This is a genomic window from Stenotrophomonas genospecies 3, from assembly GCF_054473855.1.
The window spans coordinates 169,838-183,102 of the sequence record NZ_JBTMUR010000008.1 but is presented as its reverse complement, the minus strand read 5'-3'; the positions used below and the strand labels follow the sequence as shown (position 1 = coordinate 183,102).

Below are 13,265 nucleotides of genomic sequence, written 5' to 3'. Positions count from 1 at the left end.
GAAGTTCGGAACGGGGCGCGGATCAGCGCGAGGCAAGGCGGTCGATGGCGGCGGCATAGCCTCGATGCCCATGCTCGAGCGTGCGTGCCACCCGTCCGGTGGTGGTCACGCTGACGCCGGTGCGCTCGTGGATCTCGCGGTACGGCACGCCCTGCTGCAGCAGCGGCACCACCTTCCAGCGGTCAGCCATGGCTTCCAGCTCGGCCGGGGTGCACAGATCACGCAGGAAGGCTTCGACCTGTTCCGGCTCGCGCAGGGCGGCAAAGGCTTGGGCCAGGGCTTCCAGGTCGGCCTTCGGGTCTTTGGCGGCAATCTCGGGACGGGCTTTCACGGGGTCGTTTCCATGCATCAATGTAATAGCGCGTTAGTACATTAGCGCATTCTTGCGCAGTGCGTCAAATCGAGGATTGAGGGGGCGGCAGGGCTGCTGCCCTGCACCCGCCAAGAGCCAGAGCAAAAGCAAATGCTGATTTGCTGAGCGTTGGCGGGGAGGGTCCGGTGGCAGGGGACGCCGTTAACCCATCCATGGGGGCTTGGTCGCGGCATCCATGCCGCTCACACCCCTGCCACCGGACCCTCCCCGCCTTCGACAGTTGGCCGCGATCTGCTGGATCTCGCTGGGAAAGTGATCGAGAACGGCTTTTGTGGAGTCGAGCCATGCTCGACTGCGCTTCGTCCAGAAACGCAGAACGCCCACCAAAGGGTGGGCGTTCTGCTTTCAAATCAACAACCTGGCCCGACTCAGGGCAGGCAGCGCACCTCCGCCTGCAGCGCTCCGCGCCGCAGGCATTCGCCGAACAGGCTGCCCTGCCGGCTCGGCAGGGACTGGATGTTCTCCAACGCCCCCGCTCCCGCCCGGCACGTCCGCGAGGCCAGGGCCTGCAGATCGTCCTCCAGCTGTGCGCGGTCGATCGCATGGCAGCGATCAACCGCCAGCCGGTACTGCGCCGGCCCGATCCGCGTGCTGTGCAGCGCCGGGTCGCTCTGGCAGCCCGCCAGCAGAAGCACGCTCAGCACTCCTGCGGCGGCAGGCTTCACACCATCGCCTTGGACTGCTCCAGCTCCACCAGCAGGGTGCTGGCCAGCTCGTCGCGGGAGACTTCGAACTGCTGCTCGCGCAGCAGGTCCTTCACCGCAACCACACCGCGCGCCAGTTCATCCTCACCCGCCAGCACCACGAAGCGGATGCCTGCCTTGGCCGCGTACTGGAACTGCTTGCCGATCTTCTTCGGCTCCATCTGCACTTCGGTGTTGATGCCACCGGCACGCAGGCGGCGGGCAATGTCCAGCGACTGCGGCATGCCCTGCTCGTCCATCAGCGCCACCAGCGCCTGTACGCTGCTGGCTTCGATGCCGTCGATCAGGCCGGCCTCGCGCAGCTGCCAGAACAGACGCGACAGGCCAATGGAGATACCCACACCCGGCAGCTTGGACTTGCTGTAGTGGCTGGCCAGGTCTTCGTAACGGCCGCCCGAGCAGATCGAACCGATCTGCGGGTGGTCGGTCAGCGTGGTCTCGTAGACGGTACCGGTGTAGTAATCCAGGCCGCGCGCAATGGAGAAGTTCAGGCAATACGCGGTTTCCGGCACGCCCAGCGCCTGCACCAGCTGCAGCACTTCGCGCAGTTCGGCGACGCCGGTACGCAGGATCTCCGAAGAACCGGCGTCGGCTTCCAGCGTGGCCAGCTGCGCCAGCGCATCGGCATGGCCCTGCGAACGCACGGCGACGAACGCCAGGATCTTCTCGACCTGTTCTGCCGGGATGTTGAAGCCCTCGCCCACCAGCGTCTCGCGCACATAATCGGCGCCGCGCTTGTCCAGCTTGTCCACTTCGCGCAGCACCGCCAGCTGGCGCTCACCCTCGGCCACACCCAGGCTTTCAAAGAAGCCGCGCATCAGCTTGCGGTTGTTCAGCTGGATGCTGAAGTCACCGATGCGCAGTTCCGAGAACACCGCATGGATGACCGCCAGCACTTCAGCGTCGTAACGCACGCTCAGGCTGTCCTTGCCGATCACATCGATGTCGCACTGGTAGAACTCGCGGAAGCGGCCGCGCTGGGCGCGCTCGCCGCGGTAGACGCGCTGCATCTGGTAGCGGCGGAACGGGAAGGTCAGTTCGTGTTCGTGCTCGGCCACGTAGCGCGCCAGCGGCACGGTCAGGTCGAAGCGCAGCGCCATTTCCGGCAGCGAGCGATCGCCCGACTCGGCCGCGTTCGCCAGCGCGCCGGTGGACTGCACGAAGTACACCTGGCGCTCGGTCTCGCCACCGGACTTGGTCAGCAGCACGTCGGACAGCTCGAACACCGGCGTCTCCACCGGCAGGAACCCGAAGCGCTCGTAGTTGCGGCGGATGACGTCCAGCATGCGCTGGAACGCAATCTGCTCGCGCGGCAGCAGTTCAAGGGTGCCGGGCGGGGTACGGGGCTTGATCACGGGCGGAACTCCTGCTGGAACGGGACGTGGGAGGGGGCGACATTCTAGCGCCCCCGCCACGGGCAGGGTCGAACGGCCGCTTGAAGTATCATAAGGCCCTCCCCGCCCGCGATACGCCCCCCGCAACATGTCACGGCCTTCCGGCGCTCCGCCCGCCACCAACGATCCCGCCTCGCCGTCCTGCACCACGCTGGACTGCCTGCACTGCTCGGTTCGCCACCTTGCGGTGTGCTCGGCGCTGTCGCCCGATGAAGTGCAGGCGCTGGAGCAGGTCACCGTCTCGCAGCAGGTCAGCATGGGCAGCACGCTGGCCCGCACCGGTGAAGAGCGCGACCATGTCTATACATTGACCGGCGGCGCACTTCGCCTGGTGCGCACCCTGGCCGACGGCCGCCGCCAGATCAACGGCTTCGTGCTGCCCGGCGACTACCTGGGCCTGAGCGGCAGCGACCACCATCGCTACGACATCGAGGCCATCGCCGACAGCCGCGTATGCCGCGTCGCGCTGCCACAGATGAAGGCACTGCGCAGCCGTTTCCCGCACCTGGAGCGCAAGCTGCTGCAGCGTGCCTGCCAGGAACTGGATGCCGCGCAGGACGCCGCGCTGGCACTGGCGCGCCTGCAGCCGGCCGAAAAACTGGCCGATTTCCTGCTGCGCCTGGCCGCGCGCGAGGCCAAGCTGGGCGGCGACGGCCTGCGCGTATCGCTGCCGATGGGCCGCGGCGATATCGCCGACCATCTGGGCCTGACCATGGAAACGGTGAGCCGTACCTTCACCAAGCTGCGCCAGCAGGGGCTGATCGCCCTGCCCCACCTGAACGTGGTGGAAATCCTCGACGAGGATGGGCTGCGTACGCTGGCTGGCGAAGGGTTGATCTGACCGTATCGCGGTTCATGGGGTTGCCGGCCAGCGGCCGGCACTACCTGAATGCATTTCCCTGGTAGTGCCGGCCGCTGGCCGGCAACCGCGCCCGATCCGTGCTGTATCTCTCCGGTAGTGCCGGCCGCTGGCCGGCAACCGCGTCCCTCTCCGCTCAGCGCAGCAGTACCTCACGCAACGCCGCGTAATCGGCCGCCAACGGTTCGGCGTGCGCCGGCCGCTGCAGCAACGCATCCAGCGCAGGCGGCACCGCCACCGCTTCGCCGATCAGCGTTTCGACCACGGCCTCGAACTTGGCCGGATGCGCCGTGGCCACCACTGCCCAGTCGCCCTTGGCACCGCGCGCACGCAGGTCCTGCAGCACCTTCACCGCCGTCGCCGTGTGCGGGCAGAACAGCTCGCCGCGGCTGGCATGCGCTGCCGCAATCGTCGCGCGGATGGTCACGTCATCCACTGCGAACGCGCGGAAGGCAGCACGCAGTTCCGCATCGTCGCCGTGGTAGAGCCAGCGCAGTCGCTCGAAGTTGCTCGGCGCACCCACGTCCATTGCATTGGCCACCGTGGCCACACTGCCCTGCGGCTGGTAGTCGCCGCCATTGAAGTACGCCGGCAGCACGGCATTGGCATTGGTGGCCAGCACGATCTGCCCGATCGGCACGCCCAGCGCTCGCGCCAGCACCGCCGCCATCGCATTGCCCAGGTTGCCGGTCGGCACCACCAGATTGAGCCGGCGACGATGCGCGGCGTAGTGGGTCAACGCTGCATGCGCGTAGTAGCTCATCTGCGGCAGCAGCCGGCCCAGGCTGATGCTGTTGGCCGAGCTCAACGGCACCTGCGCCTGCAGTTCGCGGTCAGCCAGCGCCTGCTTGACCATCGCCTGGCAATCGTCGAATGCGCCCGCCACACGCAGCGCCTGGATGTTGTCGCCGAAACAACCGAGCTGGTGCGCCTGGCGCGGAGATACGCGGCCATCCGGATACAGCACCACCACGCGCACGCCGGGCTGGCGATGGAAGGCCGCCGCAACGGCGGCACCGGTATCGCCGGACGTGGCCACGACAATGGTCAGATCGCGGTCCTTGCCGGCCTGCAGCCGCGACAGCGTACCGGCCAGGAAGCGCGCGCCGATATCCTTGAACGCCGCCGTTGGCCCGTGGAACAGCTCCAGCACGTGGTCGCCGTCGCCGAGCGCACGCAGCGGCACCGGAAAGTCGAACGCCTCGCGGCAGATCGATGGCAGTGCAGACTCCAGCGCGTCGCCAGCAACGAACGGCATCAGCAGATCGGCGGCGGTATCGGCCAGGGTCGGCCCGGCCTGCAGCTCGCGTGGCGCCGGCAGCATCTGCGGAACGTACAGCCCACCATCAGGCGCCAATCCGGCGGCGATCGCCGCGCTGAGGCCAACGGCCGGAGACTGGCCGCGGGTCGAAACAAATTGCATGGGTTCGGTATCCAGTAAAGGGGAAGGATTCAGCACAAGCGGGCTCCCGGTGCATCCAGCGGCGACACCCAGGCGTCACTGTCGAAACCTGCGGCTGCAAATGCGGCCTGCACCGGTGTGGCGGCGGTACGCGCCTGGTCGGCATCCTCGAACCAGGCGAACACGCTGGGACCGGCACCGGAAATGCCCGCGCCCATTGCATTGGCCGACAGCGCCGCATCACGTGCGGCTTCGAAGCCGGCAATCAATCCGGCCCGTCGCGGTTCGACCAGCACGTCGCGCAGTCCCGCGCGCACCAGTGCGGCATCGCTGCGATGGCAACCACTGAGCACCAGTGCGAGGTTCGCGCTCTGCGCCACGAACTCGCCCAGCGCATAGCTGCCCTGCAGGGCCTGGCGTGCGCGGCGTGTTTCCAGCACCACATGCGGATGCACCAGCAGGCTGTGCCAGGTAGCCGGCACCGGAATCGGCAGCAGCCGGTCGGCCGTGCACAGCGCAAGACCACCCAGCAGCAGCGGCCCCACGTTGTCACCGTGGCGGCCACCACTGGCCACCGCCTCGCCATCCAGCGCAAACGGATACAACGCCTCGCGCGACAGCGGCACATCCAGCAGCGCGTTGGCGGCGACCAGCGCCGCAACACTCGACGCTGCCGAACCGCCCATGCCGGAACCGAACGGAATGCCCTTGTCGATCTCCACCGCGAAACCGAAGTCCAGGCCCAGCCCTGCGCGCAGCGACATCAACGCTGCACCCGCAGTGTTTCCAGCCGCATCCAGCGGCAACTCAATGGCACTGCCGCGGATCGCCTCGATGCGCACCAGCGGCTCATCGATGCGGCGCACGCTCACGGTATCGCCAATGCCGGCAATGGCATGGCCGAGAATATCGAAGCCCACCGCCACGTTGGCCACCGAGGCAGGCGCGAACGCACGTGCGATCACAGGCGCGCTCCTTCACCGGCCGCGACCCGCAGCAGGTCGGCAAACACACCCGCCGCGGTGACTTCCGGGCCGGCGCCCGGCCCCTGCACCACCAGCGGGTTGTCGCAGTAACGGCGGGTACGGAACTGGACCACGTTGTCGGTCAGCCGCAGGTTGGCGAAGGCATGATCGGCCGGCAGTTCCTGCAGGCCGACCGAGGCGCCGTCGGCACCCAGCCGTGCCACATAGCGCAGCACCGCCCCCCGCGCCCGCGCATCCTGCAGGCGTTGCAGCAGGCTGGCGTCGGACTCGCCCAGCCGCGCCATGAAGTCATCCACGCTGCCCTCGCGCAGCAGCGCCGGCACAAGGCTTTCCACTTCAACCTGCTCAAGGCTGAGCGCGTGGCCGGCTTCGCGGGCCAGGATCACCAGCTTGCGCGCCACATCCACACCCGAAAGATCATCGCGCGGGTCCGGCTCGGTGTAGCCCATCGACCGCGCCTGCGCGACCAGCTGCGAGAACGGCTGGCTGCCATCGAAGCGGTTGAACAGCCAGGCCAGCGTGCCGGAGAAGATGCCTTCAATCGCCAGCACCTCGTCACCGGTATCGACCAGATCGCGCAGCGTGGTGATCACCGGCAGGCCCGCGCCGACCGTGGCCTCGTAGCGGAAGCGCGCGCCACTGGCCGCCGCTGCAGCACGGATGCGCTGGTAACGCGGCAGCGGCCCGGCACCGGCCTGTTTGTTGGGGGTGACCACATGGATGCCGGCCGCCAGCCAGCCCTCATAACGCTCGGCCACCTCGGCACTGCCACTGCAGTCGATCACCACCGCATGCGGCAGGTGTGCGGCCAGCAGGTGCTCGGTGAAACGATCCAGATCGCTGGACTCGCCGGCTTCGCGCAAGGCCTCCCGCCAGTCGGCGTGCAGGCCATCCACTTCCAGGCGCATGCGCGAACGCGAAGCCAGCGCGCGCAGGCGCAGATCCACATTGGCCTTGGCCAGCAGCTGCGGGCGTGCGGCCAGCAGCTGGTCCAGCAGTGCGGCACCGACGTTGCCCGGCCCGATCACACCCACCGCGAAGGTCTGCGGCGACAGCCAGAAGCCGGCATGCGCGGCGCGCAGGGCGCGGGTGGCATCGGCACTATCCACCGCCACCGAAATGTTGCGTTCGGACGAGCCCTGCGCGATCGCCAGGATGTTCACCTGCGCACGGCCCAGCGCCTCGAACAGACGTGCGGCCACACCGGGCTGGCCGGCCATGCCGTCACCGACCGCGGCCAGCACGCTGACGCCCTCACTGACCTGCACGCGCTGCACCTGGCCCACCGACAGCTCATGCGCGAACGCATGCAGCAGCGCTTCGCGGCCACGGCCGGCTTCAGCAGCACGCACCACGCAGCAGATCGAATGTTCCGACGAACCCTGCGAGATCATCACCACCGACACCTGCGCCTGACGCAGGGCGGCAAACACGCGCTCGGCGGTACCGGGCACACCGATCAGCCCGGTGCCTTCCAGGTTCAGCAGGGCCAAGCCGGGGCTCAGGGTCAGGCCCTTCACCGGCCCGCGCGGCGAGCGCTCGGCGCTGATGCGCGTCCCCGGATGCGCCGGCTGGAAGGTATTGCGGATGAAGATCGGCAGGCCGAGGCGGATCGCCGGCGACATCGTCTGCGGGTGCACCACCTTGGCGCCGAAATAAGCCAGCTCGCAGGCCTCGTCGTAGCTCAGCGACTCCAGCTGCACCGCCTCGGGCACCAGCCGCGGGTCGGCCGACAGCACGCCGTCGACATCGGTCCAGATGTGCAGTTCATCGGCGTTGAACAGCGCGGCGAAGATCGCGCCGGAGTAATCGCTGCCGTTGCGGCCGAGCGTAGTGATGCGGTCATGACGGTCACGAGCGACGAAGCCGGTGGCGACCAGGCGTGGCTGCGGATGCTGCAGGCGCCACTTGGCCAGGCGGTCGGCGCTGGCTTCCCAGTCGACATCCACGCCCAGTTCGCCATGTCCCACCACCAGTACGTCGCGCGCATCCAGCACTGCACAGTCTGCGCCCAGCGCCTGCAGGTGCGTGCCGAGCAGCTGCGCGGAAAACACTTCGCCCAGGCCCTGCACGCGGTCGAGTACTTCGCGTGGCAGCTCGCCGATCACCGCCAACGCTGCCAGCACGTCGGCCAGTTGATCGAAGCGGGCATCGATCCATTCGACGGTCTCGCCCACCTGCTCGCCCAGCAGCGCCACAGCGGCGCCACGATGGCGCGCGCGCAGCGCATGCCAGGCCTCGCGCCAGCCGTCGTCCCCCTTGGCTGCCAGCTGGGCCAGATCGATCAGTGCGTCGGTGACGCCCTTCATCGCCGAGACGACAGTGACCTGCAGCGATTCGGGGCGGGCCAGCAGCAGGCCGGCAACATGGCGGTAGCGTTCGGCATCGGCCACCGAGGTGCCGCCGAACTTGTGCACGACGATGGACGGTGCAGCCAGATCGGCCGGGGCAACAGGATGAGCGGGGGCGTGGGAAGACATGCAGACCTCGGTAGGAGGCCCCGTCGCATGCAGGTGTCGAGTTTCCCCGCCACCTGTATGGTGCGGGGCCGTGGTTTTCGGGAGTTACACGAAGACGACGGGCCGCACCAGGGCAGTGGTGACGGTGGTGGTGGTAATGGTGGTGGTGGCGACCGGCGCAGTCGAACGGCCCGCAGTAGCGGGAGCGATCAGGCTGGCGTGGGCGGCATCAAGAACCATGACGCACAGAAAACACCGTGCGCCGGGCCGCTGTCAAGTGCTGCGGTGCAAAAAGTCGTTGCCGCGATCATCGGCCAACATGCCGGCATTTGGTTGCATCTGAGACAAAGCGGCCATCAGTATGCTTGACGGCCACATTCAGCCGGCATGTTCGGCGATCGCGCGGGGCGTGCGATGCGCATGCGCGCACAGCATCACGCCGGCCACCAGGAACACGATCGCCAGCGCTTCGAGCAGCGAGGGCCAGCGCTGCTGCCAGGCGAATGCGTAGAGCAACGCGAACAGGGTCTCGAACACGATCATCTGGCCGGTCAGGGTCAGCGGCAGCAGGCGGCTGGCACGGTTCCAGAACGCATTGCCAAGGATCGAGGCGACCACCGCCACACCCGCGCTGATCGCCCAGAAACCACTCCACTGCGCCGCCGTGTGCCCGCCGGTGTGGCCGATGAAGGCCATCGGCACCAGCAGTAGAGCCAGGCCGCCGGTGGTGACACCGGTCAGCAGCGACCAGTCGTGGCTGGACAGATCCGGTCGGCGCGCCAGCCAGCGGCTGTTGCCGATCGAGTACAACGCCCACGAGAACAGCGCGCCGAACGCGCACAGCAGGCCGATCAGGCGCTGCCGCCACGGTGTCGCGAGGTGCTCAGACATCAGTGCTTCCCAGCCAACCAGTGCCACGCCCAGCACGCACAGGCCCAGTGCCGGCAGCAGCTGCTTCAGCGGCACCGCGCCCTGCTCGCGCACACCGACCAGGGTCACTACCACCGGAATCAGGCCGACAATCAAGGACGCCGCCGCACCGCCAGCCCACTGCACCGCCGTCGCCAGCAGCAGGAAGTACACCAGGTTCCCGGCCAGGCTCAGCCACAACAGGCCGATCCACTCGGCGCGGCCCAGCCGTGGTGCCAGCCGCTTCCAGCGCGGCAGCAGCAGGGCTACGGCGATCAGACCGTAGACCAGATAGCGGCCGGCCGACAGTTGCAGGGCATTGAACGACTGCAGCACGGCGGGCGCGAGGAAGACCACGCCCCACAGCGCGCCAGCGGCAACGCCATTGGCGATGCCCAGGGCCATCGGGTTGTTGCGCATTCGGGTTCTTCGGGGGGAGGAACAGGCCGCGCAGTGTAAGCGCTGGCCGCTGGGCGCTCTTGACCGAGGCTACTGCCCTCCCGCCTTTGTAGCGTCGAGCCATGCTCGACTGCCGTTCGCGAGGTGGCCGGTGCAGAAGCCGTCGAGCATGGCTCGACGCTACAGTCCGGCGTTCCTGCGCCACGCGGCGGGGGTCTGCCCACACTCACGGCGCAGCGCGCGGGTCAGTGCGCTCTGCTCGGAATAGCCTGCGGCCAGCGCGATATCACTGATCGGCGCCGTGCTGGTGCGCAGCTGGTGCTTGGCCCAGCGCAACCGGCTTGCACTGAGCCATGCCTGGGGGCTGAGCCCGAACTCACGCTGGAACAGCGCGTGCAACCGGCTCTCGCTGACCCCGACAGACGCGGCCATGCGCGCCACCGGCCACGCCTGGCCCGGATCGGCCTGCACTGCCGCACACAGTCCCTGCATGCGCGCGCCACTGCCGGCCGGTGCAAACACCTGCAGCAGCTGCGGCAGCAGGGCCGGCATCGGCTGCCCGTCCTGCACGCCCGCCAGGCGTTGTCGCAGCGCATGCGGCAGGTGCAGCCAGCGCTGCCGGCACAGATGCTCCTGCGTGCCGTCATCAAGCACGCCGGGAGGACAATCGACGATCACGAAACCGTTCGGGCCATCGGCCATCTGGTCATGCGCTTCGCCGGCCGCAACGAAAACCCCCTGCAGCAGGTCGAGGCGACCACCGCGGCCTTCCATCTCGAAGTGCAGTTCGCCCTGCAGCGGCAGCACCCACTGCGCGTAGTCATGGCGGTCCAGGCCGGTGGCCTGGCCGTAGTGCCGCAGATGGAAGATGGCGCCCATCCGCGCAGTGTGCGCGTGTAGCAACGGCCGTGCAAACCGCTGCTATAGTCGATCCGTCATCCAACGCAGGGAGTGCAGGACATGACCCATCGGCAGGTGTCACTGATGCTCGCCACCAGCCTCGGCCTGGCGCTCGCAGCTTCGGCGTCCGCACAGGAGCGTACGCCCCCGGCCCCGCACTGCATGGACGCGGTCGGCGTGCAGGAAGTGGAGCAGGCATCACCGCGCTCGATCGCACTGCGCGCCGCCTCCGGACAGGCCTATCGCATCGACTTCAGCGAGGATTGCCCCGGCGTCCGCGGTGCTACCTCGCTGAAGCTGGAAGCACCTGCCGGCTGGGCCTGTGGTCGCCCCAGCGAACGCGTCGTGGTCGACGGCCGCCGCTGCGCCGTCAGTGCGGTCACCCCGCTGCAGGATCGCGACTACGCCAGCGTCGCCCGCGACAGCGACCGCCTGCGCACTGCCACCCTGCCCGCCGTGACCATCCGCGAGCGCAGGGAAATCCGCCGCAGCTTCGGCGGCTCATCGTCGTACTGCTTTGCCACCCGCAACGTCCGCGCGTGGTCGTCCGACCCGCAGGGCATGCTGGTGGAGACCAATCCGCGCCGCAATGGCGGCCACCGCTACTACCGGGTCGAACTCGGCAGCCACTGCCGCCAGCTCGACCGAGCGCCGCAGCTGAGCTTCCACTCGGGCCTGCAGAACGGCCTGATCTGTGGCAATCCCGGCGATCGGATCATGACTGCCGAGTTCGAGACAGACGATCTGCGCGGTGAAAGCATCGCCCCGCTGCCGCAGTACACCCGCGGCAGCTGCGCGATCCAAGCGGTCTACCCGGCCTCCAGCCAGGCGTCGAACTAACCCTCGACGCCCAGGAAGGTGAACGGTGCGCTGGGCACGAACTGGCCCAGTGCATCGCCGGCAAAGGTATTGCGCTGGTCCTTGCCAAGATCGAGCTTGAGCACCTGGCCGCCGAAATCGACCTTGTTCAGATCGACCCAGAAGGTGTTCGGGGTCAACGCCGACTCGAAGAAGTACAGCCGCCGCTTGTGATCAGCCACCGTGCGCCAGCGCGTGGATGAGATGTTCGGCTCACCCGGCGTGGTGATGCCATACGGCACCGACGCGTTGCGGATCACGCTGAACACACTGGCCAGCGCCTCCACCGGGTCTTCGGCCTTGGGTATGGCGTTGATGTAGAACGAGGCGCGCGCGAAACGATCGGCGGAGCGGTTGGTGCCCGGCAGCATCACCGTGCCGCCGATCTGCTGCCAGTAGCTGTTGAGGGCCAGCTGCTGTTCGAAGATCGGCGAGTTGGTCATCACCTGATAGCGCCGGTCATGGTGGATCACCTGGCGACCGCCGATGTACTCGACGATGGCGCTGTCGCCGGTGGCATCGGACAGCGACAGGTGCAGCGTCGCCTGGCGGTCTTCGCCCGGCACCTTGTCGGTGACGATCGAGTACGGCTCACGCTTGAGCGCCGCGACCGCCTCGTCCACGGTGGCGAAATTGTCCAGCACATACTGCGCCCACAGCGAGATCGCCAGTCCCGGCTTGTTGCCTCGCTGCTGCGGATACTCCGATTCCACCAGCCACAGCAGGTTGGCCACCAGGCCCTTTTCGTTCATGCCATCGGTGGTCGACACGTCGTAGCCGGTGGCCACCACGCTGCCGTAGCGCGCAGTCCAGGCCAGCGATTTCGGACCGGCCAGGCCGGTGCGTGCGATGCCACGCGGCAACACGTAGAGGTTGGTCGCCACATCGACCTTCCAGTCCATCGAGCGCGCAGTGAACACATCGCCGTTGTCGCCCCGATACACCGCACGCGTGCAGGCCAGTGCCGGCGTGATCGCAGATGCCAGCGCCATGGCCAGCATTGCCTTTCCCTTCCACTTCATCCGTGCCATGTCGTTACGCTCCTTTCCCCGTGATCCCTCGATCTGACCCGATCCATGGTGACACAGGGGTGAAGCCTCAGCGCACGAAGCGATCGTGCAGCCAGAAGCCCACCACCATGGCAGGCACGAACCACAGCGCTTCATGCGATGCGACAGCCAGCCCGGCGATGGCCGGTCCGGGGCAGTAACCAGCCCATCCCCAGCCGATACCGAACAGTGCAGCACCCAGCAGCAGGCGAGCATCGACATCACGTGCACTGGGTAGCTGGAAGCGCAGTGCGAACCACGGCTGCGCGCGTCGCAGCACCCAACGCTGCCCGACGGCACTGACCAGCAGTGCCGAGCCCAGCACCCACATCAACGTCGGATCAAAATCACCGGCCACATCGAGGAAGCCGAGTACCCGACGCGCGTCGGTCATCCCCGAGAGCGCAAGCCCCGCGCCAAACAGCGCACCTGCCACCGCGGCGGCCACGACCGCGCGGCTCATGCCAGGCCTCCGCCGTGACGGACCAGGAACGTGGTCAGCATCGCGCAGGCCATGAACACCAGCACTGCCAGCAGCGAGCGCTTCGAGCCGCGGGCCATGCCACAGACGCCATGACCACTGGTACAACCACTCCCCAGGCGCGTGCCGAAGCCCACCAGCAGGCCAGCGCCGATCAACTGCCAGGCAGGCAAGGCATCGCGCAGCAGCACACGTGGCGAGGCCTCGGGCAGCGACTGCCACCACAGCACCAGCCCCGCTGCTGCGAGCAGCCCCAGCAGGAATGCCCAGCGCCAGCCACGCTCGCCTTCCGCTGCGCGCAGGCTGCCCGCAGCGATCCCGCTGATACCCGCCACGCGCCCGACAGTGGCGAGCAGCAACACCGCGGCGGCGCCGATCAGCGCTCCGCCAGCCACCGCAGTCCATGGCAGGTTCATGCCCTGCCCTCTTTCACGCCGCTCATGGGATTGCCCTTTGATTTAGATTTATCTAAATTAGACACTCCTAAACAAA

General features: G+C 67.8%; 14 protein-coding genes. 3 read left to right on the top strand and 11 right to left on the bottom strand.

Features of this window, described 5'->3' with window-relative positions:
- Positions 1 to 22 precede the first annotated feature (22 nt).
- From ACX9OT_RS12645 to hisS, 3 genes are all read right to left on the bottom strand, one after another.
- The gene (locus tag ACX9OT_RS12645; RefSeq protein WP_088025802.1) at positions 23 to 331 is read right to left on the bottom strand and encodes a YerC/YecD family TrpR-related protein; all 309 of its coding nucleotides are present in this window, start codon (positions 329 to 331) and stop codon (positions 23 to 25) included.
- Positions 332 to 741: 410 nt separating this feature from the next.
- Entirely contained in the window at positions 742 to 1,008 is a 267-nt protein-coding gene (locus tag ACX9OT_RS12640; protein ID WP_065428524.1) for a hypothetical protein, read from the bottom strand.
- Between the two features lie 26 nt (positions 1,009 to 1,034).
- Positions 1,035 to 2,432: a histidine--tRNA ligase gene (gene hisS, locus ACX9OT_RS12635; RefSeq protein ID WP_014037003.1), complete on the bottom strand. Its 1,398-nt coding sequence runs from the start codon at positions 2,430 to 2,432 to the stop codon at positions 1,035 to 1,037.
- Between the two features lie 127 nt (positions 2,433 to 2,559).
- Between hisS and ACX9OT_RS12630 the strand changes: the two genes are divergently transcribed.
- Positions 2,560 to 3,312, top strand: coding sequence for a Crp/Fnr family transcriptional regulator (locus tag ACX9OT_RS12630; RefSeq protein ID WP_032127414.1), 753 nt, complete (start codon positions 2,560 to 2,562; stop codon positions 3,310 to 3,312).
- Between the two features lie 154 nt (positions 3,313 to 3,466).
- Here ACX9OT_RS12630 and thrC read toward each other — a convergent pair whose 3' ends face one another.
- From thrC to thrA, 3 genes are read right to left on the bottom strand one after another with little or no spacing between them, the layout of a single operon-like run.
- Positions 3,467 to 4,753 carry a threonine synthase gene (thrC, locus tag ACX9OT_RS12625; protein ID WP_459002376.1) on the bottom strand — a complete coding sequence of 429 codons (1,287 nt, stop codon included), beginning with the start codon at positions 4,751 to 4,753 and terminating at the stop codon, positions 3,467 to 3,469.
- 29 nt (positions 4,754 to 4,782) lie between these two features.
- Positions 4,783 to 5,697 (bottom strand): homoserine kinase, encoded by a 915-nt coding sequence (locus ACX9OT_RS12620; RefSeq protein ID WP_459002374.1) that lies wholly within the window; start codon positions 5,695 to 5,697, stop codon positions 4,783 to 4,785.
- Positions 5,694 to 8,198, bottom strand: a complete 2,505-nt coding sequence (thrA, locus tag ACX9OT_RS12615; RefSeq protein WP_459002372.1) for a bifunctional aspartate kinase/homoserine dehydrogenase I — start codon at positions 8,196 to 8,198, stop codon at positions 5,694 to 5,696. The genes ACX9OT_RS12620 and thrA overlap by 4 nt, the downstream gene beginning before the upstream one ends.
- 27 nt (positions 8,199 to 8,225) lie before the next feature.
- Here thrA and ACX9OT_RS12610 point away from each other — a divergent pair, with 27 nt between their 5' ends.
- Positions 8,226 to 8,546 carry a hypothetical protein gene (locus ACX9OT_RS12610; RefSeq protein WP_459002370.1) on the top strand — a complete coding sequence of 107 codons (321 nt, stop codon included), beginning with the start codon at positions 8,226 to 8,228 and terminating at the stop codon, positions 8,544 to 8,546.
- A gap of 9 nt (positions 8,547 to 8,555) precedes the next feature.
- Here the strand turns inward: ACX9OT_RS12610 and ACX9OT_RS12605 are convergent, their stop codons facing one another.
- The gene (locus ACX9OT_RS12605; RefSeq protein ID WP_049462024.1) at positions 8,556 to 9,506 is read right to left on the bottom strand and encodes a DMT family transporter; all 951 of its coding nucleotides are present in this window, start codon (positions 9,504 to 9,506) and stop codon (positions 8,556 to 8,558) included.
- Between the two features lie 159 nt (positions 9,507 to 9,665).
- On the bottom strand, positions 9,666 to 10,364 hold the full coding sequence (locus ACX9OT_RS12600) for a helix-turn-helix domain-containing protein (RefSeq protein WP_049462025.1): 699 nt from the start codon (positions 10,362 to 10,364) through the stop codon (positions 9,666 to 9,668).
- An 81-nt stretch (positions 10,365 to 10,445) separates the two neighbouring features.
- On the opposite strand from ACX9OT_RS12600, the gene ACX9OT_RS12595 reads away from it, so the two are divergent.
- Positions 10,446 to 11,225: a DUF6491 family protein gene (locus tag ACX9OT_RS12595; RefSeq protein ID WP_049462026.1), complete on the top strand. Its 780-nt coding sequence runs from the start codon at positions 10,446 to 10,448 to the stop codon at positions 11,223 to 11,225.
- Here ACX9OT_RS12595 and ACX9OT_RS12590 read toward each other — a convergent pair.
- From ACX9OT_RS12590 to ACX9OT_RS12580, 3 genes are all read right to left on the bottom strand, one after another.
- Positions 11,222 to 12,274: a linear amide C-N hydrolase gene (locus ACX9OT_RS12590; RefSeq protein ID WP_459002368.1), complete on the bottom strand. Its 1,053-nt coding sequence runs from the start codon at positions 12,272 to 12,274 to the stop codon at positions 11,222 to 11,224. The two genes, ACX9OT_RS12595 and ACX9OT_RS12590, sit on opposite strands and share 4 nt — an antisense overlap.
- 67 nt (positions 12,275 to 12,341) lie before the next feature.
- Entirely contained in the window at positions 12,342 to 12,755 is a 414-nt protein-coding gene (locus ACX9OT_RS12585) for a DUF6691 family protein (protein WP_459002366.1), read from the bottom strand.
- The gene (locus ACX9OT_RS12580; RefSeq protein ID WP_032127423.1) at positions 12,752 to 13,189 is read right to left on the bottom strand and encodes a YeeE/YedE family protein; all 438 of its coding nucleotides are present in this window, start codon (positions 13,187 to 13,189) and stop codon (positions 12,752 to 12,754) included. The genes ACX9OT_RS12585 and ACX9OT_RS12580 overlap by 4 nt, the downstream gene beginning before the upstream one ends.
- Positions 13,190 to 13,265: the final 76 nt, after the last annotated feature.

What these genes read in the sequence shown, in the direction of transcription:
- ACX9OT_RS12580 (WP_032127423.1), bottom strand. Translation starts at nt 13,189, where the DNA reads ATGAACCTGCCATGGACTGCGGTGGCTGGCGGAGCGCTGATCGGCGCC.
- ACX9OT_RS12595 (WP_049462026.1), top strand. Translation starts at nt 10,446, where the DNA reads ATGACCCATCGGCAGGTGTCACTGATGCTCGCCACCAGCCTCGGCCTG.
- ACX9OT_RS12600 (WP_049462025.1), bottom strand. Translation starts at nt 10,364, where the DNA reads ATGGGCGCCATCTTCCATCTGCGGCACTACGGCCAGGCCACCGGCCTG.
- ACX9OT_RS12585 (WP_459002366.1), bottom strand. Translation starts at nt 12,755, where the DNA reads ATGAGCCGCGCGGTCGTGGCCGCCGCGGTGGCAGGTGCGCTGTTTGGC.
- thrA (WP_459002372.1), bottom strand. Translation starts at nt 8,198, where the DNA reads ATGTCTTCCCACGCCCCCGCTCATCCTGTTGCCCCGGCCGATCTGGCT.
- ACX9OT_RS12590 (WP_459002368.1), bottom strand. Translation starts at nt 12,274, where the DNA reads ATGGCACGGATGAAGTGGAAGGGAAAGGCAATGCTGGCCATGGCGCTG.
- ACX9OT_RS12630 (WP_032127414.1), top strand. Translation starts at nt 2,560, where the DNA reads ATGTCACGGCCTTCCGGCGCTCCGCCCGCCACCAACGATCCCGCCTCG.
- ACX9OT_RS12610 (WP_459002370.1), top strand. Translation starts at nt 8,226, where the DNA reads ATGCAGGTGTCGAGTTTCCCCGCCACCTGTATGGTGCGGGGCCGTGGT.
- thrC (WP_459002376.1), bottom strand. Translation starts at nt 4,753, where the DNA reads ATGCAATTTGTTTCGACCCGCGGCCAGTCTCCGGCCGTTGGCCTCAGC.
- ACX9OT_RS12605 (WP_049462024.1), bottom strand. Translation starts at nt 9,506, where the DNA reads ATGCGCAACAACCCGATGGCCCTGGGCATCGCCAATGGCGTTGCCGCT.